At 54.9% G+C, this 20,988-nt stretch carries 14 protein-coding genes and 1 pseudogene; 8 read left to right on the top strand and 7 right to left on the bottom strand.

The features are described from left to right. The first annotated feature begins 88 nt into the window (after positions 1-88). Together EPD59_RS07885 and EPD59_RS07880 are read left to right on the top strand one after the other, a co-directional pair. The gene (locus EPD59_RS07885) at positions 89-1,111 is read left to right on the top strand and encodes a glycoside hydrolase family 43 protein (RefSeq protein ID WP_133272307.1); all 1,023 of its coding nucleotides are present in this window, start codon (positions 89-91) and stop codon (positions 1,109-1,111) included. Beyond that, positions 1,111-3,473, top strand: a pseudogene (locus EPD59_RS07880) (GH92 family glycosyl hydrolase). Before EPD59_RS07885 ends, EPD59_RS07880 begins: the two are co-directional and overlap by 1 nt. A 933-nt stretch (positions 3,474-4,406) precedes the next feature. Here EPD59_RS07880 and EPD59_RS07875 read toward each other — a convergent pair. Then, positions 4,407-5,288: a class I SAM-dependent methyltransferase gene (locus tag EPD59_RS07875; protein ID WP_240731669.1), complete on the bottom strand. Its 882-nt coding sequence runs from the start codon at positions 5,286-5,288 to the stop codon at positions 4,407-4,409. A gap of 619 nt (positions 5,289-5,907) precedes the next feature. Further along, positions 5,908-6,162, bottom strand: a complete 255-nt coding sequence (locus tag EPD59_RS07870; protein ID WP_133272306.1) for a hypothetical protein — start codon at positions 6,160-6,162, stop codon at positions 5,908-5,910. A 141-nt stretch (positions 6,163-6,303) separates the two neighbouring features. Between EPD59_RS07870 and EPD59_RS07865 the strand changes: the two genes are divergently transcribed. Further along, positions 6,304-6,600 carry a hypothetical protein gene (locus EPD59_RS07865; protein ID WP_133272305.1) on the top strand — a complete coding sequence of 99 codons (297 nt, stop codon included), beginning with the start codon at positions 6,304-6,306 and terminating at the stop codon, positions 6,598-6,600. Between the two features lie 334 nt (positions 6,601-6,934). Then, positions 6,935-7,948, top strand: a complete 1,014-nt coding sequence (locus EPD59_RS07860) for a glycoside hydrolase 5 family protein (RefSeq protein WP_240731668.1) — start codon at positions 6,935-6,937, stop codon at positions 7,946-7,948. A gap of 160 nt (positions 7,949-8,108) precedes the next feature. Here EPD59_RS07860 and EPD59_RS07855 read toward each other — a convergent pair whose 3' ends face one another. The 3 genes from EPD59_RS07855 to EPD59_RS07845 form a co-directional block, all read right to left on the bottom strand. Next, positions 8,109-11,504, bottom strand: a complete 3,396-nt coding sequence (locus tag EPD59_RS07855) for a DEAD/DEAH box helicase (protein ID WP_133272303.1) — start codon at positions 11,502-11,504, stop codon at positions 8,109-8,111. A gap of 83 nt (positions 11,505-11,587) precedes the next feature. Then, positions 11,588-13,186 (bottom strand): protein adenylyltransferase SelO, encoded by a 1,599-nt coding sequence (locus tag EPD59_RS07850; RefSeq protein ID WP_133272302.1) that lies wholly within the window; start codon positions 13,184-13,186, stop codon positions 11,588-11,590. 239 nt (positions 13,187-13,425) lie between these two features. Then, the gene (locus tag EPD59_RS07845) at positions 13,426-15,240 is read right to left on the bottom strand and encodes a M61 family metallopeptidase (RefSeq protein ID WP_133272301.1); all 1,815 of its coding nucleotides are present in this window, start codon (positions 15,238-15,240) and stop codon (positions 13,426-13,428) included. Positions 15,241-15,982: 742 nt separating this feature from the next. Between EPD59_RS07845 and EPD59_RS07840 the strand changes: the two genes are divergently transcribed. Together EPD59_RS07840 and EPD59_RS07835 are read left to right on the top strand one after the other, a co-directional pair. Further along, positions 15,983-16,732 carry a ThuA domain-containing protein gene (locus EPD59_RS07840; protein WP_133272300.1) on the top strand — a complete coding sequence of 250 codons (750 nt, stop codon included), beginning with the start codon at positions 15,983-15,985 and terminating at the stop codon, positions 16,730-16,732. 83 nt (positions 16,733-16,815) lie between these two features. Beyond that, entirely contained in the window at positions 16,816-17,826 is a 1,011-nt protein-coding gene (locus EPD59_RS07835; RefSeq protein ID WP_133272299.1) for an SDR family oxidoreductase, read from the top strand. A 20-nt stretch (positions 17,827-17,846) separates the two neighbouring features. On the opposite strand, the gene EPD59_RS07830 is transcribed toward EPD59_RS07835, so the two are convergent. Together EPD59_RS07830 and EPD59_RS07825 are read right to left on the bottom strand one after the other, a co-directional pair. Next, a complete protein-coding gene (locus EPD59_RS07830) occupies positions 17,847-18,659 on the bottom strand; it encodes a GNAT family N-acetyltransferase (protein ID WP_133272298.1) in 813 nt (270 codons plus the stop codon). A 161-nt stretch (positions 18,660-18,820) separates the two neighbouring features. Continuing rightward, complete coding sequence (locus EPD59_RS07825) at positions 18,821-19,003, bottom strand: hypothetical protein (RefSeq protein ID WP_133272297.1); 183 nt, start codon at positions 19,001-19,003, stop codon at positions 18,821-18,823. A 340-nt stretch (positions 19,004-19,343) separates the two neighbouring features. On the opposite strand from EPD59_RS07825, the gene EPD59_RS07820 reads away from it, so the two are divergent. Then, the gene (locus EPD59_RS07820; protein WP_133272296.1) at positions 19,344-20,300 is read left to right on the top strand and encodes a helix-turn-helix transcriptional regulator; all 957 of its coding nucleotides are present in this window, start codon (positions 19,344-19,346) and stop codon (positions 20,298-20,300) included. Between the two features lie 82 nt (positions 20,301-20,382). Further along, positions 20,383-20,904, top strand: coding sequence for a GreA/GreB family elongation factor (locus EPD59_RS07815; RefSeq protein WP_133272295.1), 522 nt, complete (start codon positions 20,383-20,385; stop codon positions 20,902-20,904). Positions 20,905-20,988: the final 84 nt, after the last annotated feature.

The raw sequence follows: 20,988 nt of genomic DNA, 5'->3' as shown, positions 1-20,988 counted from the left end.
GATGCTTCGCTCCGCTCGGCATGACTGGCAACAGAGTGTTCTTTAAATTAATCTAGTCCGAGAATATCGCGTAACTCTCTCTACTGCAATGAAAAAGCTTCTTATACTAGCGGTTGTGCTTAGCTTGGCCGCGTCCACCGCGTTTGCGCAATCTGCCGCGCCCGCCCCTAAAGCCAAAGTTGCGTCCAAAACCAAGGTGGCTTTGGCGCGCGCAGGCAACCCGGTGTTTCCCGGCTGGTACGCCGACCCGGAGGCTGTCATCTTCGATAAGCAGTATTGGATTTACCCCACCTATTCGGCCCGCTACGAGCAGCAGGTGCACCTGGACGCTTTCTCCTCGCCCGACCTGGTCACCTGGACCAAGCACCCACGAATTATAGATACTACCGCCATCAAATGGGCTCGCAAAGCCATGTGGGCCCCGTCCGTGATTAAAAAGGGCAGCCAATACTTCCTTTTCTTTGGCGCCAACGATGTGCACGAGGGCGAAGTAGGCGGTATTGGCGTGGCCGTCGCCGACCGCCCGGAAGGCCCCTTCCGCGACCACCTGGGAAAGCCCCTGATTGGACAGATCCACAATGGCGCCCAGCCCATCGACCAGTTTGTGTTTCAGGATACGGACGGCGCCTACTACATAATTTACGGGGGCTGGTCGCACTGCAATATTGCGCGGCTGAAGGATGATTTTACGGGTTTCGTGCCCTTCCCTGATGGCACGGTGTACAAGGAAATTACCCCCCAGGGCTACGTAGAAGGCCCGTTCATGTTCCGCAAGGACGGTAAGTACTACTTCATGTGGTCGGAGGGCGGCTGGACCGGGCCCGACTACTCGGTGGCCTACGCCGTGGCCGACTCGCCCCTGGGCCCGTTCGAGCGCGTGGGCAGAATCCTGCAACAAGACCCGCAGGTAGCGACCGGCGCCGGGCATCACTCTGTCATTCAGGTGCCAGGTAAGGATGAGTGGTACATCGTTTACCACCGCCGCCCGCTGGGCGACACCGGCCGGGACCACCGCGTCACCTGCATCGACCGCCTCTATTTCGACGCCCAGGGCCGCATCCAACCCGTGAAGATTACGACCGCGGGTGTAGAAGCGCGGAAGTTGAAATAATGGCAAATGCCTGCTTTGCGCCCCTTGCTTACCTTCCCGCGTTTTTGCCCCCCGCCACGACTAACTACATGAAACTTCCGCTTCTCGCCGCGTTCCTCCTCGCATTCTTTCCCACCCTCGCTCAAAAAGCAAAGCCCACCGAAAACCTGGTGCAGTATGCGAAGCCGCTGGTGGGCACGGCCAAAATGGGGCATACGTTTCCGGGGGCTACAGTGCCCTTTGGGATGGTGCAGCTCTCGCCTGATACCGACACGCTGAGCTACGAGCAGAACGGCAAGTACAACCCCGATGTGTATAAGTATTGCGCTGGCTACCAGTATGCCGACAAAACCATCGTCGGCTTCAGCCACACCCACCTCAGCGGCACCGGCCACTCCGACCTCGGCGACTTTCTGGTGATGCCCACCACCGGGCCATTACAGCTAAACCCCGGCACGGCCGACAAGCCCCAGAGTGGCTACCGATCCGCCTATTCGCACCAAACGGAATTAGCCGAGCCCGCTTACTACAAGGTGAAGCTGGAAGATCACAACATCCTGGCCGAGCTGACGGCCACCAACCGTATGGGCTTCCACCAATACACCTTCCCGCAGTCCGACCAGGCCCATATTATTCTGGATATGATGGCGGGCATTTACAATTACCCCGATAAAAACGTCTGGACGTTTGTGCGGGTGGAGAACGATTCGCTGGTGACCGGCTACCGCCAAACCAACGGCTGGGCCCGCACCCGCACGCTGTATTTTGCCCTCCAGTTTTCTAAGCCCTTCCAGCAGTACGGCCACCGCAATTACTCACCCAAACAGGTATATCGTGGCTTCTGGGGCCGGTTTGACCAGAGCAAGAACTTCCCCGAGCTTGCCGGTGAGCAGTTGCGCCTCTACTTCGATTTCCAGACCAAAGCCAACGAAAAGATCAAGCTCAAAATGGCCATTTCGCCGGTGAGTACGGCCGGGGCCCTAAAGAATCTGCGCACCGAAGCGCCCGGCTGGGATTTCGAGCAGGTGAAGCGCCAGGGGCAACAGCAGTGGCAGCAGGAGCTGAGCCGCGTTACGATACAGTCGCCGAAGCGGGCGGACAAGGAGAACTTCTACACGGCGCTGTATCACACCTTTCTCAGCCCCACCACTTATCAGGACACCGACGGCCAGTACCGTGGCCTCGACCAGAACACACACAAGGCGGAGGGCTTCACCAACTATTCTACTTTCTCGCTCTGGGATACCTACCGGGCCTTGCACCCACTGTTCAACCTCTTGCAGCCCAAGCGCAACGCCGATATGGTGCAGTCGATGCTGGCGCACTTTACGCAGAGCGCCGAGCACATGCTGCCCGTCTGGAGCCACCACGCCAACGAAAACTGGTGCATGATCGGCTACCACAGCGTGCCCGTTATTGCCGATGCCATTGTGAAGGGCAACGCACCCTTCGATGCCAACAAGGCCCTCGATGCCTGCGTGACTACCGCCCGCCAGCAGTGGTACGACGGAATCGGTGACTACCTGCGCCTGGGCTACGTGCCGGAAGACAAGCGTGGCTCTTCCGTCTCAAAAACCCTGGAATACGCCTACGACGATTGGTGCATTGCCCAGGCCGCGCAGAAGCTGGGTCGTCAGGATATCTACCAGGAGTTCAGCAAGCGGGCCCAAAACTGGCAGAACGTGTATGACAAGCGCATCGGCTTCATGCGCCCCCGTCTCAGCGACGGCAGCTTCCGCAAAGAGTTCGACGTACTTAGCACCCACAACCAAGGCTTTATTGAGGGCAACGCTTGGAACTATAGTCTTTATGTACCCCAGGATCCGGCGGCGCTAATTCAGCTTATGGGGGGCAATTCTCGCTTCGTGCCCCACCTTGATTCGCTATTCACAATGGACTTGCCGGATAAATTCTTTGCCGAAACCGAAGACATCACTCGTGAGGGCATCATCGGCAACTACGTGCACGGCAATGAGCCCGCCCACCACGCCGCCTACCTCTACAACTGGACCGATCAGCCCTGGAAAACCCAGGCTCGCGTGCGCATGATTCTACCTAAAATGTACCGCCCCACCCCCGACGGCCTTGGCGGCAACGACGACTGCGGGCAAATGAGCGCCTGGTACATCTTCAGCGCCCTGGGCTTCTACCCCGTCGCGCCCGCCTCCCCGATTACGCCCTGGGCAGCCCAGCCGTGCACGGCGCGACCATCAACTTAGAAAACGGTAAGACCTTCACCATCAGCGTTAAAAACCAGAGCGACAAGAATGTATACGTGAAGGAAGCGCGGCTAAACGGGCAAAAGCTTACGCGGCCGTTTCTACCGCATCAGGATATTATGAAGGGTGGGGAGCTGACGTTTGTGATGGCCGCGCGGCCGTAAAGTCAAGTTCTAGCAAAAAAATCACGGATTTATTAATGCAGGCTCCAACAGACGACATTGATTTTATGCTAACCCTTAACCCCCACGGGTGGAGTACTTGTCTCGTTTTTGTACAGGGGAAAGTGTATGAGCTATATATCACCCATGTTTTCGGTGATCCTTATTACGATTTCATACATGCATTAGAACTCCTAATGACTGGACAGAATAGTGTAAGTTTTTTCTGGTATGATGAGCCAGGAGGCAACCAAATCGAAATAGTAAGGCTGAGTTCGGAAAAGCACAAAGCATTCGTTAGGATTCAAGGGTTCTCAGAAAGTTTTGGCGATGAAATCAAGAACCTTGAAGAGCTAATAAGCTTTGAAATCAATATTAATTCCCTCTTAATAATAGCTTACTTACAGCTAAAAAAACGTTCTTATCGTTAAAAGACAGAGGCTTTGTAAAGGAGCGAGATAATAAATTTCCTTTTGCAAAATTTCTAAAATTTGAGAAGCTCCTTTCAAAAAAGTTGAGCATATAAGTCTTCGTTTATTGGTCTTCGCAGTCCTTCGGCTGCTTCGGTTAACGCTGATACTTTAGCAGGTGCGGATGAATTTCCCTCAACTGGCGCGAGTTTAGCGCAGCGTAACTCATAATTATTAATCTTGTGAAGGTTGCCTCAACGGGCAGAAACTGACGCGGCCGTTTCTGCCGCATCAGGAAATTATGAATGGCGGCGCGGCCGTGACAAAACTAGTACTATCGGTTGACGTCATTCCACATAAATCTTCACGGCTGACAACAGGTCTAAGTAAGGAAAATGCCTGCTTGTAGACGACCATACACTGAAATTTGGGTCCACGAACACGCAGCTCTATTAGTAGATATAATACCGCACTTATTATTGACTGTCGCGGCAATGGCCGAGTATGACCGGTTCTTCTTACTACACTAAGCACTAATTTGCTTTTTGGCCACGCACATCAGAGATAAAGCACTTACCTCTGCGCTGGGATTTCTACCTGATAAAAGATTGCCAATTCTATATTTCAACTCGGCTTTTCCCTTCTGGCCTTGTAGTACTTCTGCGCCAAGCTCATGATTATGAGCAAAAACATCTACTTCAAAACCAAGTGGCTTCAAGTTGTCAATAAAAAATTGCTTCGTAACGCCATGTCCAGGTTTGTGATGAATTTCACATTGTAATCCCCAGTATTGTTGACTGTCTGTTTTATGGAAGCCGTGGCCTGTGATTTTATATAATACTAAGCGGCCTTCCCAAAGCAGTTTTGCAATTCCTTTATAATCCCAAGCGCTAAGTTGAGGATCATGGTCGGTGATAATAAGACCTCCTGGCTTCACCAGACGCGCTGCTTCTCTTAAAATTGCGGCCATGTCCTCACAGTGATGTAAAGCCGCATTTAGTACTACAATATCTGCGAAACCCGAAATAAAGGGCAGGTTAACTGCATCGGCAAGGACAGGTACATAACCTAGCCTCTTTGCAATCTCTAAAGATTTTGGTGCTACATCTATTCCAATCAGCAGCTTTGGTTTTCCTTGTATCGTGGCGAAAATATTTCCAGGACCGCAGCCAATGTCTACGACTATACTTCCTGTACAATCTCCCAGAGCAGCTTCCCAACGGCTTTTGAAAGATTCACTTCGATGACAATAGGTCAGATATTCCTGCGCCCAGTCCGGATGATTGAAGTAATAAGCATTAGCTTTAATAGCTTCCGAAGGATTGGTAATTGGAATTTCTAAGTAATCATCTCGTTCGAACACTTCAGCATCCGAACGTAGAAAAGGTTGAACTGTCGAGAGCATCATTTTCAGTTTTTAAACTCAATAACTACCTTATAAGCAGGCTGCCGCAGAAGCAAGAATGCCTTGGGCTGCATTACTTAGACTTAATAATAGGTGGGATTGAGAGTTGCAGCTTGAATCGCTGCGCCTTGGAACGGCTATACTGAATTTTAATCTTTAATAAATTTGTAGAGTTTAAATTTAAAATGCAAATTATTTATATTATAATCCAATTTTATTATTATATTTCAAATGAGCTCATGGCAAGAAATCAATGTTAGGTGCTTCTATTAATACGGGTCTAGCTAGGCTAAATTCTTGACATGCTTAGGATGGAAGTTACGCCTCCACTGCCGTAAAGCGGCAAGTTGCTACCACACCGTTACTACTGCACGAGGCTAAGGTTCCATTTTTCGTGTCATGCTGAGCTGGTCGAAGCATCTCGACTGGTTACTAATCAATGCCATTGCACCGAAGTAGTAGAGGGGCTTCAGCAAGCTCAGCATAACACAACCTAATTTTCATCTTTCCTCTTTCAATCGCTAGGATGCGCGAAGCTTACTTTAAGTAAACTTCACAAAAGCCCCACCCCCGACCATAAAAGGCCAGAAGTGGGGCTTTTGTGAAACATGCGGCGGAGCGCCTACAGATTCGGGTTGAAGTTGGACACGTTGGTATTAGACGCATTTGTGCCCTTGTTCTTATTGCGATTATAGAGGTACGCGGCCCCGGCTGCCAGCAATGCTCCGGTGGCCAGTTTGCGCCCAACGCCTCCAGACCGGCCGACGTTACCATAGTTGCCAGTAGCAGGGTTTACGCCCCCTCTACCACCGCCAAACAAGCCCGAAATTAGGCCTCCTAGTGTGCCGCTTGAGCGGCTAGAACCAAATATGCTCATGATTGACAATGGAAATGGTGTAGGGTATATAACGCAGATTGAGCCAGCAGGGTTGACATGTCCAACGGTTCAGTTGCGCCGTATATCCGCTTAGCAGCCACTATCTTATTAGCGGCCCTCAACTTCTAGATCTGCATCGTCATGGACCCAAAAACGCCCCCCAAGCAGCCTAATCCGGCTGATAACACGCTACCCACCAAGGGCACCTCCGATACCCAGAGCGCCGACACTCAAACCGTCACCAATCAGCCACGCCCCGATAGCGCCCCCACTGACGCCCCACCGGCAACGGCAGATGCTGAGGATACGACGTCCGCTTCAGAAAGCGAATCCGCGACGGACACTCCTACCGACCCCACGGCGGCGGGTACCCAGTCTGACATGGGCGGTGACTCTGACCCCAGCGCCAGCAACACCAGCAACGACGAGCCGCTGTAGAAGCTTCTGCATAATCGGATGTATAGTGGCCGGATCTAGCTAGTTTTAACCAAACAAAAAAGCCCCCAGAACCTATGAAGCTCCTCTCCTGCCTTTTTCTCCTCACCTTCACCGCGTCGGTCTATGCCCAAACTGAGCCAGTGAAAGTGGAAGTCAAACAAGCCAATGGCCGCTATGAGCTGCTGCGCGGGGGAAGCCGTACTTTATCAATGGGGCCGGTGGGGGGCAATTTCCGGAGCGCATCAAGGCGTACGGGGGCAATTCTATTCGCACCTGGAGCACCAACAACGCCGATAAAGTACTGGCCGAGGCCAACAAAAATGGCCTCACCGTTATGCTGGGGCTCGATGTGGCCCGCGAACGGCACGGCTTCGATTACAACAACCCCCAGGCCGTGGCAGAGCAGCTCCAGAAGCTGCGCGCTGAGGTAGTGAAATACAAGGACAACCCGGCCGTGTTATTCTGGGGCATCGGCAACGAACTTAACCTGGAGTACACTAACCCAAAGGTCTGGGATGCCGTGCAGCAGATTGCCCAGATGATTCATGAAGTAGACCCCAACCACCCCACCAGCACCGTGCTGGCCGGCCTCAACCAGAAGGAAGTCGACTACATCAAGGCCAAGTGCCCGGCTGTGGATATTCTCAGCATCAACACCTACGCTGGGCTGGCCGCTATTCCGCAGCAGGTGCGCACCACCGGCTGGACTGGCCCTTATGTAGTAGCTGAGTGGGGCCCTACCGGCCACTGGGAAAGTCCCGTTACGCCGTGGAAAGCCTCAGTAGAAGAAACCAGCAGCCAGAAAGCCGCCGTGTACCAAAGCCGCTACGAAGCCTCCGTAGCCAAGGATAAAACTCAGTGCCTAGGCACTTACGTGTTTTTGTGGGGCCAGAAGCAGGAGCGCACGCCTACTTGGTACGGCATCTTCACCGAGGACGGCAAGGAATCGGAAGTGGTGGATGTGATGCAGTATCTGTGGAGCGGGAAGTGGCCCCAGAATCGGGCGCCGCACCTGGGGGGCTTTTTGCTGGATGGCAAGAAGTCTACCGACAACATTTACCTGCAAGCCGGCCAGAGCTACCCCGTCGTGGCTACCGTCACCGACCCTAACAAAGACCCACTCACCTACCGCTACGAGCTGCTCCCCGAAAGCACCGACCTCAAATCGGGCGGCGACCGGGAGAGCCGCCCTGTTGCCGTTCCGGGCTTGATTCCGACTGGCGCAAAAGCCCAAACCAAGCTCACTGCCCCCACCAAGGAAGGCGCCTACCGCTTATTTGTGTACGCCTATGATGGCCATGATAACGTAGCCACGGCGAACATTCCGTTTTATGTGAAGGGGAAGTAGAACTGACTACACGTATTAAAATAGATGATACAAGGCTACTAGTCCGTCATGCCGAGCGCAGCGAAGCATCTCGCTCGCGCCGGTTAGATTACTAACCTCTCATCAGCACGCGAGATGCTTCGCTGCGCTCGGCATGACGGCCTGGAGATTAGCAAGTAACTCAACTAAACAGCTCTAGCAGTTCCTGTTTTGTCAGGGATTTAACTAGCGCTGTGTCGGTTTTGATTAGCTCGTAGGCCAGCTCGCGCTTAGCTTCTTGCAGCTTCATGATTTTCTCCTCGATGGTATCGGGGCAAATGAGGCGCACGGCCACCACTTTTTTGGTTTGGCCGATGCGGTGGCTGCGGTCGATGGCTTGGTTTTCAACGGCTGGGTTCCACCACGGGTCCACGAGGTAAACGTAGTCGGCTTCGGTCAGATTCAGGCCGGTGCCGCCAGCTTTTAGGCTGATGAGGAAGACGCGCACGGTTTCGTCTTCTTGGAACGATGTGACGGCGGCGGCGCGGTTACGGGTTTGGCCGGTGAGGTATTGGTAGCTGATGTTGCGCTGGTCGAGTTCCTGCCGGATCAGGTTGAGCATGCCTACAAACTGCGAGAAGATCAGGATTTTGTGCTGGGGGGCTTTTGTGCTGATTTCCTCCAACAACACCTCCATCTTAGCCGACGCCGAGCCGTAGTATTCCTGTTCGCGCAGCAAGGCCGGCGCATTACAAATCTGGCGCAATTTGGTGAGGCCCTGCAAAATATGCAGGCTGCTTTTGCCGGGTGTTTCTTCGTGCAGCTCCATCAGCTTCGCCCGATACTCTTGCTTGCAGGCCTCATACACCCGCCGCTGCTCAGCGCCCATCTCGCAGTAAAGCACCATTTCCGTTTTGTCGGGCAGCTCGGCGGCTACCTGGGCCTTGGTGCGGCGCAGCACGAAGGGGTTTATTTTGCGCTGGAGCGCTCGCGCCCGTTTTGCGTCTTTGAACTTGTCGATGGGCGCGGCATACAAGTCTTGGAAGTGCTGCCGACTGCCCAGCAGGCCAGGACAAGCAAAGGAAAGCTGCCCGTACAGGTCGTAGGTATTGTTCTCAACGGGCGTGCCGGTCAGCACCACGCGGTTGCGTGATTGTAGCAAACAAGCAACCCGGTAGCGCTGAGAATCCGGGTTTTTAATGGCCTGAGCTTCATCCAAAAACACGTAGTTGAAACGATACTCCTTTAGCCACCGAATATCCGATACGATAGTATTATAGGTCGTCAGCACGATGTCGCAGGCATCAAACTCGCGGGTGTGCAGGCCACGGTCGGCGCCGTGCAGGACGTGGACACGCAGCGAGGGCGCAAACTTTTCGACCTCTGCCAGCCAGTTAAACACGAGCGAAGTCGGCACCACGACCAGGTTAGCGCCTGGGGGGCTTTTTTCGCGCTGCAGCAGGATAAAGGCCAGCACTTGCAAGGTTTTACCGAGGCCCATATCGTCGGCCAGGCAGCCGCCGAAATTGAAGGTATCCAGGAAGTTCAGCCAGTTCAGACCCTGGTGCTGGTAATCGCGCAGGGTAGCGTGCAAGTCGGGGGGCAAATTCACGGGCTTGATGCCAGCAAAATCAGCCACCGCGGCTTTGTAGCGCGCTAATTGGTTTTGGGCATTGGGTAGCAGCGCCTCTGGCTCGTACAGCTCTTCGAGAGTGGCAAAGCTGATGCTAGGCGTCCGAATCCGATCCTCGACTACCTCGCCCGCCGCGAAATAGCTCGCAAACTTCTCGACCCATTCCTGGGGCAAAATGCCGCGGGTGCCATCGTCGAGCTGCACGTAGCGGCTCTTGTTGCGAATGGCTTTGTGCAGGTTTCGCATAGACGCCTCTTGCTTGCCAAAGCGCACCCGCAGCACGGTATCAAACCAGTTATTTTCGCCCGTCACGCGCACCGTGACGTGGGCTTTGTTGGGGTTGTATGTGTTGCTCTTGAGCTGATTAAAGCCCAAGATGGTGATGCTTAAGTTGCGCCAATCCTCAAAGGCATCCAGAAACCATTCTCCCTGCAAAAACTGACTTTTCGGCACGTACAGACTTTCCTGATTGACTTGCTCCTGAAAGTCGGGGTAATGACGCAGCAAAGCCGCCAAGAAGCTGTTCTCCGCCGCCGCATCCCGCGCCAGCACAAAGGTCCGGCCCAACTCGTCGGTAGCATACAGCTGCCGCCGCGACAAAATGGATACCTCCGTGGGTCCGTAGCGCATCACGGGCAGCAGCTCCACGTGCCCACCAGCATCAGAGAGGTACAGCAGCAGCTCTGGCGCTTCATTAAAACCACTTTCCACCAACTGCTTCGGCGTAGCGGGCCGCATATAGCCGTAGGTGATGTGCAGACGGTTTTCCAGGTTAGCCAGCACGTCGCGTTGAAACTCGCCGAACTTCGAGTGGTGAATAAGCAGGGTGTTATTGCGCTTTTGAAAAAACTCCACCACGCGCCACACATCCAAGTCGTCGAGCAAGTACAAAGCCCCATGCACGGCCACAAAATACTCGTACTGAATCGAAAGGCCTTTCAGATCGAAGGGCTGATCGTGGAGCCACAGCTTACCACTAACTTGGTAATAATCACCCTGCTGCTCCACCAGTATACGCAGGTCTAGCTTGGTGTGCCGGAGCTTCACCGGCGTAACAGACTGGGCCGTGATATTGTCGGAAACACTCGTGTTGTGCGCGTACACCGGCAGGCCAGCGGGGTTCTGCACCACCGCTCGCAAGGCACTGATAGCGGCACTCGTGCGGGTGTCTTCGTAGTTGCGCTGAAAGTGGGAAATGGCGGTGTAAAACTTAACCTCGTCGGGGTGCTGAAGCTGCCAGATGCCATCCAGCGGATTGATGACATTCACCGGGTTTTTGACCTTGCCCGTAGCCGTCATGGTCGCCTCGGCTAAGTAGATAGTCAGGTGACCGTAGTAGCGGTGCTTGCTCAACACTAGCAACTGGTGGCTGGGGGGCAAATCTGCCGCTGGCCCACGTTTCGCAGGGAGCAACTGCGTTATCAATTCCTGCTTGGTTGCGGCCGTAACGGCATATAAATCAGGTCGTCGAGGCACTGCGGCAACTGACGATGGACGGCTATAGATCAACTCGAAATGAGCATCAAGATCATCTGCCTGCTCCAGACCATAGTCGCGGGCCAGGGTGCGCAGGAAGGCATAGCGCGCCGGTTTATCAAAAAACAGGCGAAGCTCTTTGCGCTGCACAATGCTGAGCAGCACTAGCGCCTGATGCTCGCACAAGCTTGTCTTCGGAATAGTACAGGCACAAGACATTACCAAGTCTGGGCCATTTTGCTGCACCACTACCGTCGGAAACCGCAGCTCACTGGCCGCGTGCGCTACGCTAGTAAACGTGCCACTATCCAGCACCAGTGTTTCAGGCTGAATGGCTGCCAACATGCGGCTATCCGTAGGTGGTAAGCCCACGCAATGCAGCCCAACAACTGTACTCGTCAGCTCGGTTACAGTTATAGCCGGCAGCACATACTTGTGCGGATGCGGCCCGGCCGCCGAAAACGAATGCGATTCCTCAGATTTTAACATGCAGTAAGCAGCACAAAGCGCGCTGACGGAGGCTACCCGGCAAAGGTAACTTCCATCAGCACGCTTTTGGTCTTGGCTATCTCCTAAGAGCTACATGACAACGTTGCACACCCAGCCTTGGTCCGTGCCCAGTCGGGACGTTTGGCGGCTAGCTCATCGTGCTCCGGCTGCTCGGCAAACGGTGTTTTAAGTACTTCCATCAGCCTGTTTAGCACCGATAAGTCACCGGTTTCGGCGGCTTCAATGGCTTGCTGCGCCAAGTAATTGCGCAGTACATACTTTGGGTTGGCGCTGAGCATACTTTCGCGAATTGAAGCCTGATCGGCAGGCTCTTGACGGAGCCGGTCGGCATAACGCTGCAACCATTGAGTCAACAGCTGCTCGCCTTCGGGCGATGTGCCGTACGATGCAGCCTGGATTATCTCCTGGAACAAAGTCACTTGGTTTTCTGGGCTTGAAATCAAAGCCGGTGCAGCCTGCGAGAGGCGGCGGAAGAATATCGTCATGTCCACTTGCGACTCGGCGAGGGCTTCGAGCAGCGCTTCAATTAAGGTCTGATCATCTGACGCTTGAGTCGTAAGACCCAGCTTGCGCATCATCATGGCATGGCGGGTTTCGGCCAAGGTTTTGGTGTACTGATCGAGGCTTTCACGCAGCGCTTCTGGCTCTTTTACCAGCGGCACAATGGCCCGCGCCAGCTGGTACAGATTCCAGAGCGCCACCTGGGGCTGCTGGCCAAAGGCATAGCGGCGGCTACTGAAATCGGTGGTGTTGGGCGTCCAATCAAGGTCATACGGCTCCAGCCAGCCGTAGGGGCCGTAGTCGATGGTGAGGCCGAGAATAGACATATTATCGGTGTTCATCACTCCGTGCACGAAGCCCACCGACATCCATTGCGCAATCATGACGGCCGTGCGCCGACATACTTCCTCAAACCAGCGCATGTACACTTCCGGCGAAGGTGCGCCCAACTCGGGATAGAAATGTTGAATTACATAATCGGCGAGGGCGCGCAGGTTGTCCATCTCGCCGGCCACGGCCATCATTTGGAAGTTGCCGAAGCGAATAAACGTTGTCGCCACTCGCGCTACCACAGCGCCCGGCTCATCCTGCGGATTGCCGTTGTAGAACATATCGCGCACCACCGTATCGCCGGTTCCTACCAGGCTGAGCGCCCGCGTGGTGGGCACGCCGAGATAATACATGGCTTCAGAGCACAAAAACTCTCGCAGCGATGAGCGCAGCACAGCGCGACCATCGGCGCGGCGAGAGTACGGCGTAGGGCCGGCGCCTTTCAGCTGAATTTCCCACGTCGAGCCATCGGTAGCCTTAAGCTCGCCCAAGGAAATAGCGCGCCCATCGCCGAGCTGACCCGCCCAGTGGCCAAATTGGTGTCCGCCGTAACGGGCCGCAAATGGCTTCATGCTATCCGTGACGAGGTTGCCGGCCAAGGCATCTACGGCCGGGCCGCGCTCAGCTGGGCGGGCGATGCCTAAAAAGCCCCCCAGATCATCGGACCAAGCCAACAGATGCGGGTCGCGGACGGGTGTGGGCTCAATGCGCGAGTAATGGTAGCCAGGTACTTGGCGCGGGTTTTTATTGCGAGATGCTTCACCGCGCAGCTCCTCCACAAAGGAGTTCTGAAAATCGGCTTGATCTAATTGCTGCGTATTTAAGGACATATCTATTCGTTATAACGGTCAGCCGAAGCATGCCGCCTTTCACCTACTGCTGATGTACTGAATACGATGAACACACAGGATACGCTACTCATTCAGCCCAATGCGCATTATTACTGTGTTTAGTCGTTCACCTGATGTAGCGTACTGTCTGTCAGATCATAAGCGTTTCAAACAGTAAAAAGCTCCAGCTGCTGAAGTAGCTGGAGCTTTTTTACCTTGTGTCCGACCAAAAAGAAGTATTACAAATTCTTCATCCAGGCCTCGCGCAACGCTAGCTGAGCGGGCGTGGCAGCGGGGTTGGGCACGAAAGCGTAGCTTTTTACTTCGTCCGTAGCTGCGAGGCGCACGCGCACAATCTGCTCTTTGCCGTCCCGGCGAATAGTGAGAGGCAACTCGGTATTGGGCGTCCGCTCCCGCACCTTACTGATGACCGAAGCGAAGTTGCGCCTATCTACGAACGTGCCGTCGAGGCCCCCGATCTGGTCGCCTTCCCGAATGCCAGCCGCTTTCATCGGAGCACTAGGCGCGGTTACATAAACTTCATCTCCCTGAACTTGATAGGATGCTTGCCCGATAGTGGCGATCTGGCGGCCGGAGCGCAGGGCGCGGTCGTAGCGAATGCCCACTTTGGCGAAGTATTCCTGCAAAGGCAGCGGCTCGGCCTTCTGAATGTAGCGGGCAAAGAAGTCGCCGATTTCGGGATAGGTGAGCTGGGTGAAATCCTGGAAGAAGTTCTTCTCGCTGATGGGCTTGTTGGGGCCGTATTTCTTGGCCAGTTCCAGCAACACTTCACGCAGGCCACGCTTGCCGCCGCTCAGCTCCAGCAGGCGCAAATCGAGCAAGGTGGCAGTAAGCGCACCGCGCTGGTAAATGTTGCCGTACTGCTTCTGGCCCTCGTCGCCAAACGAGTTCAGACCCAGTTTGCTGAGACTGTAAGTCGTATCGGCGCGGGTTTGGTTGTAGACGACCTTGTCGTGCAAGGTTTCCAGATAGTCATCGAGCGAAACGAGGCCACCACGCAGCTGCATAGTGTGGGAAGCCCACTCCGTAACGCCTTCGTATAGCCACAAGTGCTCCGAGCCGGTCGGGTTTACGAAGTTGAACTGCTCGATAATTTCGGAGTGAATGTTGAGCGGCGTCACGATGTGAAAGAACTCGTGGGCAGCTATATCCACTACGTTTTGAGCACTTTCAGCATTGAGCGGCGTTTCGCGCAGCACGTACTCTGAGCTATAAGAGTGCTCCCAAGCACCGGCTGATTTGTCGGCGAAATGATACAGGAAAGCGTAGCGCTTCACCGGCAAATTGCCCCCCAGAAAGGCTTGGGCGGCATTCAGCATCTTCTGCATGTAGCCGAGTAGCGGTTGGGCCTGCACCTGATCGGTGGCGGAGTAGCAATAGAGGGCCACATCGGCGTCGCCGAGCTTGGTGCTGGCTTCGGTGAGGCGACCCAGCAGAATGGGCGAATCAACGGCGTGGTCGTAGTCGTCGAGGCGGTAGTAGCCTTGCGCGTCGGGCACCAGCACGGTGCCTACCTTCCACTCCTTGGGGTGCTCTAGCTTAAGGCGCAAGGGCTTGCCTTGCATATCCTCGGGGTAGCCCAGAATGGTCTGGCCGTTGAGCAAGGCGTGGTCAGCCTCCAATGACGAGCCGCACATGAGATAGATCGGGTGCTCCTCCACCTTCGTATCCCAAGTTTCGGCAATGGTGTAGCGGATTTCGCGGGTCTTCTTGGGGTTGTCAAGCTGCCACTGATTGGTAGATAGCTTTTTGGCCCCCAGCGGTTTGCCCTTGGCATCGAATGCCTCAAACTTGCTGACAAAGCGACCCATATCCATTACCTGGTAGGTACCGGGTGCGGTGGCCGCAAACTGGTAGATATCCTGCGACTTCTTGAGCTTAGGCAGCTGAAGCTTCACCTGAAACTCGTTGCTGTTGGCCGCCGGGTCCATCGTGACGGTGTAGGTTAGCTCCTTAACGGATTGGGCCTGTACGGCGGGCGCAGTCGTGGCCAGCAAGGCCGCCAAGGTGGCGGTGCGAAAGAATGAAGGCATGCTAGGGGTGGAATTAGAAACGAGAATGAACTAAGCGAAGGTAGCTAGAAAGCTAGTGACGCGTTTTTCCTGAGTGGAGACGCATCCGGTTCTTCGCCTCTACTAGTAACCAACTCGTATCAGCTTGGCTGTTATAACCCTTTTGAAATAGACTACCGAACCCTATACCTTTTTGTAGAATACTAGCGTTCAGCCTTATAAATACCTATATACCCTAATACAAAGCTATTTATGAAACGGACTTTATGCAGTGGGGCAATCATCCTATTACTATCAATTTCGGCGCTTCCCTCCGTCGCACAAACCACTATTCCTACGCCAGTTATTGGAGCAATCGTTGCCCAGCCTCAAATGGCGCAGGCCGATACTGTACAAGCCGTTCGCCGGCTGTTTCAGGAACAACGCCAGCACTCCCGACTTGGAGCCCTATTTGGCGTAGGCTTTACAGCGTTTTGGTTTCCAGTAATGCTCAAAACAGATAGTACGCTACCCAGTTTGGCAACGACGGCAGTGACTAGCGCAGGCGGAGGATTTGCCGGGGCCAGTATTTACAATCTCCTTCAGTACAGTCATAAACGTGAACAGAAGCTGCTGCTAAGTTGGCAGACAGGCCAGCCTCTTCCAGCGTTGATTAGGAGCCAGTTGACGGCTAAATACTTTACATCAGAATAGTTTCTCTAGTCGGTTTGACACAATTAATGGCTCGCTGCACTTTTAATTCTTTCCTCTCTACTTCCATCCTATGAAAAGCCTACAGCTCCTACTATTCCTGGTTTGTGGAAGCTTATTGGGCTGCTCTGCTTCAGCCACCAATTCTACGCCATTGGCCACGCCGACGCCCGCTATTTTGGTGTTTTATAAAACCGCTGGCTTCAAGCACGAATCTATTCCCGTGGGGCGGGCGGCCATTCAGAAATTGGGGCAGGAAAACGGGATAAAAGTAGATACGACGGTAAACGCTAGCGCCTTCACCGTTGACAATCTAAAGCAGTACGACGCCGTGGTGTTTCTGAGTACCACGCAAGACGTGCTCAACGATGCACAGCAGGCGGCCTTTGAACAATATATCCGCTCCGGCAAAGGCTTTGTGGGCATTCATGCTGCTACTGATACCGAGTATGGCTGGCCTTGGTACAACCGACTAGTGGGGGCCTATTTTAGCAGTCATCCGGCCATTCAGCCAGCTATTATTCGGGTAACCAACAAGACGCATAGCGCCACATCTTTCCTGCCCGATGCCTGGCCGCGCACCGATGAGTGGTATAACTTCAAGAACATTCAGCCCACCATTACGGTGCTAGCGACGCTGGATGAGAGCAGCTACTCCGGCGGCACCAACGGAGCCACGCACCCCATAGCTTGGCACCATGAATTCGACGGTGGCCGGGCTTTTTATACGGCTGGCGGCCACACCAATGAGAGTTACCAAGAGCCGCTGTTTCTGCGCCATCTTCTGGGGGGCATTCAGTATGCCATAGGCAAGCGAAAGTAGGCCTCGGGGCAACAACCTGAACTATAACTAATGCTTAAGCGGGCCGTTAGATTTAGCATACTTCCCTCCTATCGTATCAAGTTATGAGCAAGCGTAATCTACGCGGCGCCACGGTGGTTATCACGGGCGCCTCCAGCGGTATTGGCCGGGCTGCGGCCCTCACATTTGCCCGCCACGGCGCTAAGCTCGTGCTGGCGGCCCGGCGCGCTGAGGTGCTGGCTGAAGTAGCCGCCGAATGCGAACGACTTGGAGGCGCGGCCCTCCCCGTACCCACGGATGTGACCGATGCGCAAGCCGTAGCTCAGCTGGCGGAAGCCGCTGCCGCCTTTGGGGGGCAAATTGACGTCTGGATAAACAACGTGGGAACAGGCGCGGTAGGCGAATTCGACAAAACCCCGCTAGAGGCACACGAGCAAGTGTTGCGTGTCAACTTGCTGGGGAATCTGTACGGGGCGTATGCCGTGCTGCCTTACTTCCGGCGTCAGCAGCACGGGGTGCTCATCTTTATGAACTCATTGGGAGGCTGGGTGCCCATGCCGTACACGGTGGCTTATATCACTAGTAAGTTTGGGCTGCGCGGCATGGCCGAAGCGCTCCGCACCGAGCTGCTCGACTCGCCTGATATCCATGTTTGCAGCGTGTATCCGGCGTTTGTGGATACGCCCGGCTTTCAGCACGGCGCCAATTATTCGGGGAAGGTAGTAAAACCTGTGTCGCCCATATTTGCCCCCCAGTTGGTCGCCGATACGCTGGTGGCTCTGGCTCAGCGGCCCCGGCCCAGCGTGATGGTGGGCTGGTCGGGCCGGGTAATGCGGGTGTTCCGGGCGGTGGCGCCGGGCGTCACGCAGTGGTCTATGCTGCGCTTTTTCAAGATTGCGCAGCGCCGTGCCGATCCGGCGCCAGTTAGCGAAGGCAGCATATTTGCCCCCCAACCTGCTCCACGCGGCACTGAAATTACGGGCGGGCACCGTGGCGACTCGAACTCATCTGGCAGCAAAGCCTGGTTGGGAGCGGCACTTGTAGCAGGCGTGGCGGCTGGTATTTATGCCTGGCAGCGCCGCACGCACAGCGGGGCAAGAGAAGAAAGTGACTAGGGAAGACGACAGATTGGGGTTTACGCCAACTGCCATTTGATGCGTGTATACGCAATACGAAACCCTTGCTTTTCGGCATTGCGTTGCGACTGACTGCCTGGCAATGCGCCCATCATGGCGAGGCTGCAACCCTGTTCGGCAGCGTAGCTCAAACGCGCATCCAACAACGCCTGCTGGGCTCCTTGGCGCCGACCTTCGGGTACAGTACTGGCACCCGCTAACAAGGCTACGCCGTCGTAAATAAATAAACCGCCAGCCGCAATTGGTTGGCCATCCAGCTCCGCGAGGAAAGGGCTGGCTCCCGGGGTTTGCGCGCTAATCTGGCCGAACTCCAGAAAGAAATCTGCCATGTCGGGATGCTCCGTGTGCCACCCACGAGCCGAGGTGCGGGCCCACAAATCCTTCTCCTCAGCCTCTACTAAGCGAGTTGTGAGGCGCGAGTTTGAAGGGGCAGTTTCTCTATCGGTAAGCGCAAGCGGTTGATATAACACGCTCGTAAATTCCATAGGCTGATACCCGCGCCGAGTGAGCAAAGGCAGTAAGCTTGCGTCGGCCAGAGGACTAATCTCATGGTATACAGGTGCATTGCGCTGCTTGAAAAATGCTTCCAATGCACTCAGATCAGCGGCCTCAACTTCTCCAAACAAGCCTAACCCGAACGTTTGGGTTAGAAAGGACTCCGCGCCATCGTACATAGCATAGGCGCCGGCTACCTCTATCCATTGCGCCTGACTCTCGGGAAATAATCGGGCGCGGGCCTCCACGAATTGGGCGTTGGCGCTAGCCTCGGTCCGTTCTAGCCGTTGCGCCAACTGGCGGTCTGAGAAAAGCATAGCTGTTTATTGAATTCACTAAAAATGCTTGCCTAAAGCTAATGCTTAATATCAAGTTTGCGCTTGGGTTTAAGTTCTTGCCTTCTAATTGATTAGCAAGACAATTTGGACACGATTCTCATATTGTATTTACCAAAAAGCCCCCCTTTATCTACAATCGTTCACTCAGGCAGCACCTCAATCTGCACTCCAAACCCGCGCACTATCGCGGCAACTTGGTCCCACAATGCCGGCTCACCGTACGGGCTTTGCACCCGTAGCACCCGGTCGCAATCGTCCAGATCGAAGGTGGCTTTGAGGCTTATAAACCGAGTGTGGAGCGCCCGGATAATAGTGTTAGCCAAAAGTGGGGAGCTGACGTTAGTTTGAAAAACCTCTACTGCTGGCAGCGGACATGGGGCGACAAAAAGCTGGCGGACGGAGCATGCTAACATTTTTTGCATTGGCGTAGCGTTAACAGTGAAAAAGGCGACTTCCATAATGATAACTCCTTGTTTTGATGGTGTAAAGAACGTCGCAGCAAGTGACAGCTCTATGTCAGTAGGCATAGAGATATTTAGCTATTTCTTTCCTTTTAGCTAAATTCTTTAGTTATTGCAGGGCATATGTTAGGGGCGCGGCTGTGCATATTGAGCTGCCCTTAAGTGGTGAGATTTTAGGCCCAACTGCTTTGCTTTTCGACCCATGAACCGCTTCGACCGCATCACGGCCATTTTGATTCAGCTGCAAGCTAAGCGCAGTGTGAAAGGCCAAGATTTGGCAGAGCGGTTTGACGTGAGTTTGCGCACCGTATACCGCGACTTGCGCACCCTCGAAGAAGCAGGCGTACCACTCTGCGGGGAGCCCGGGGTAGGCTATTCACTGGCCGAGGGCTACCGATTACCTCCGGTCATGTTTACGCGGGAAGAAGCCACGGCCCTAAGCACGGCTGAAAAACTGGTGTCGCAGCTTACCGACGCGCACACTGCCCAGCTTAGCCACGCGGCCATGGACAAGCTGCGAGCCGTGCTGCGCCGCCCCGACCGTGACTACCTGGAGGCGCTTAGTCCGCGCATTACGGTGCTCCAGCCCCGCGCGGCGCGAACCCCAATTTTGCCCCCCACAACGAACACGCATCAGCTTTTGCTCACCAGCATTGCCCAACAGCTGGTGGTGCGCCTCGACTACCGCGCCGGGTACAACGGCGTGGCTACGCAGCGCGATGTGGAGCCCATAGGCTTGTACTTTGGGCAATACTGGCACGTGGTAGCATTCTGCCGATTGCGCCAAGAGTTCCGGAATTTTCGCCTCGACCGCATTGCCGCCCTGCACCTGTGCGACGAGCATTTTGCCCCCCGCCCCGATACGTTGCAGTCGTACTGGCAGGAGCAGGCACAACGGCGGCAGGCCCAGGCGATGGTCGTGCGCTTTGCGCCGGAAGCCATGGGTTACGTACAAGAAAACAAGCATTATTTCTACTGGACCCACGAGCAGCTCCAGGCGGATGGCTGGCGGGAAATGACGTTTCTGGTGGAGTGTTTGGATAATCTGGCCCGCTGGCTACTCGTGTTTACAACGCATGTCACGATTGTGTCGCCGCCGGAGCTGAAGCAGCGGATGCGGGAGCTGGCCGAAGAGGCGCACCACCATTTTTGCGCATAGGGTTCAAGTACTGCAAAGCTTGGTATTTGCCCCCCAGCTCAGGTTTCGCAACTCCCACTCCGGGGCTGCGTTAGCAACTAGCATGAGCCGAGCATTTACCAAAGAGGACGACGCCCAGCAGCCGCCTATCATTCCGCCCCGCGCCGCCCTGCCACCCGATACGCCCAACTACGTGACGCCCCACGGCTTGGAACTACTCCGCGCCGAGCTGACAGAGCTGGAAGCGGAACGCGCCCAAGCCGAGGCCAACCGCGACAACGACGCCGACCGCACCCGCCTGCTCAGCCTGTTCAATGGCCGCCTCAGCGACCTCAGCGCCCGTATTGCCAGCGCCAAAGTGGTAGACCCTCGCCAGCAGCCCACCGATGAAGTGCGCTTTGGCGCGACCGTTACGCTGCGAACCGTGAGCGGCGGCAAATCCAGCTTTACGCGAAAGTTTACGTTGGTTGGAGTAGATGAATCTTCTATTGCGGAAGGCAAAATTGCCTTTGTGGCACCTATTGCCAAGGCCGTGCAGGGGGCAAAGCTGGGCCAACGCGTCACGTTACACCTCGGGCCGAAAGAGGAAGTAGTGGAAGTAGCTGCCATTACGTACGATGTCTGAGTATCAGCCCCAAGCGAAGCTCGGCATAACGCGTAGACAGTAGATGCAGTAAGCATATTAGTTTGTCTTTCCCTTTTAAATCAA

This window comes from Hymenobacter radiodurans (assembly GCF_004355185.1).
Classification (GTDB): domain Bacteria; phylum Bacteroidota; class Bacteroidia; order Cytophagales; family Hymenobacteraceae; genus Hymenobacter; species Hymenobacter radiodurans.
Note: the sequence above shows the minus strand (reverse complement) of the source record. Positions and strands in the feature narration are given on the sequence as shown.

Bases quoted from the DNA above. Each gene is read 5' to 3' on its own strand.
- EPD59_RS07885 (WP_133272307.1), top strand. From the start codon at position 89: ATGAAAAAGCTTCTTATACTAGCGGTTGTGCTTAGCTTGGCCGCGTCC.
- EPD59_RS07875 (WP_240731669.1), bottom strand. From the start codon at position 5,288: ATGATGCTCTCGACAGTTCAACCTTTTCTACGTTCGGATGCTGAAGTG.
- EPD59_RS07870 (WP_133272306.1), bottom strand. From the start codon at position 6,162: ATGAGCATATTTGGTTCTAGCCGCTCAAGCGGCACACTAGGAGGCCTA.
- EPD59_RS07865 (WP_133272305.1), top strand. From the start codon at position 6,304: ATGGACCCAAAAACGCCCCCCAAGCAGCCTAATCCGGCTGATAACACG.
- EPD59_RS07860 (WP_240731668.1), top strand. From the start codon at position 6,935: ATGCTGGGGCTCGATGTGGCCCGCGAACGGCACGGCTTCGATTACAAC.
- EPD59_RS07855 (WP_133272303.1), bottom strand. From the start codon at position 11,504: ATGTTAAAATCTGAGGAATCGCATTCGTTTTCGGCGGCCGGGCCGCAT.
- EPD59_RS07850 (WP_133272302.1), bottom strand. From the start codon at position 13,186: ATGTCCTTAAATACGCAGCAATTAGATCAAGCCGATTTTCAGAACTCC.
- EPD59_RS07845 (WP_133272301.1), bottom strand. From the start codon at position 15,240: ATGCCTTCATTCTTTCGCACCGCCACCTTGGCGGCCTTGCTGGCCACG.
- EPD59_RS07840 (WP_133272300.1), top strand. From the start codon at position 15,983: ATGAAAAGCCTACAGCTCCTACTATTCCTGGTTTGTGGAAGCTTATTG.
- EPD59_RS07835 (WP_133272299.1), top strand. From the start codon at position 16,816: ATGAGCAAGCGTAATCTACGCGGCGCCACGGTGGTTATCACGGGCGCC.
- EPD59_RS07830 (WP_133272298.1), bottom strand. From the start codon at position 18,659: ATGCTTTTCTCAGACCGCCAGTTGGCGCAACGGCTAGAACGGACCGAG.
- EPD59_RS07820 (WP_133272296.1), top strand. From the start codon at position 19,344: ATGAACCGCTTCGACCGCATCACGGCCATTTTGATTCAGCTGCAAGCT.
- EPD59_RS07815 (WP_133272295.1), top strand. From the start codon at position 20,383: ATGAGCCGAGCATTTACCAAAGAGGACGACGCCCAGCAGCCGCCTATC.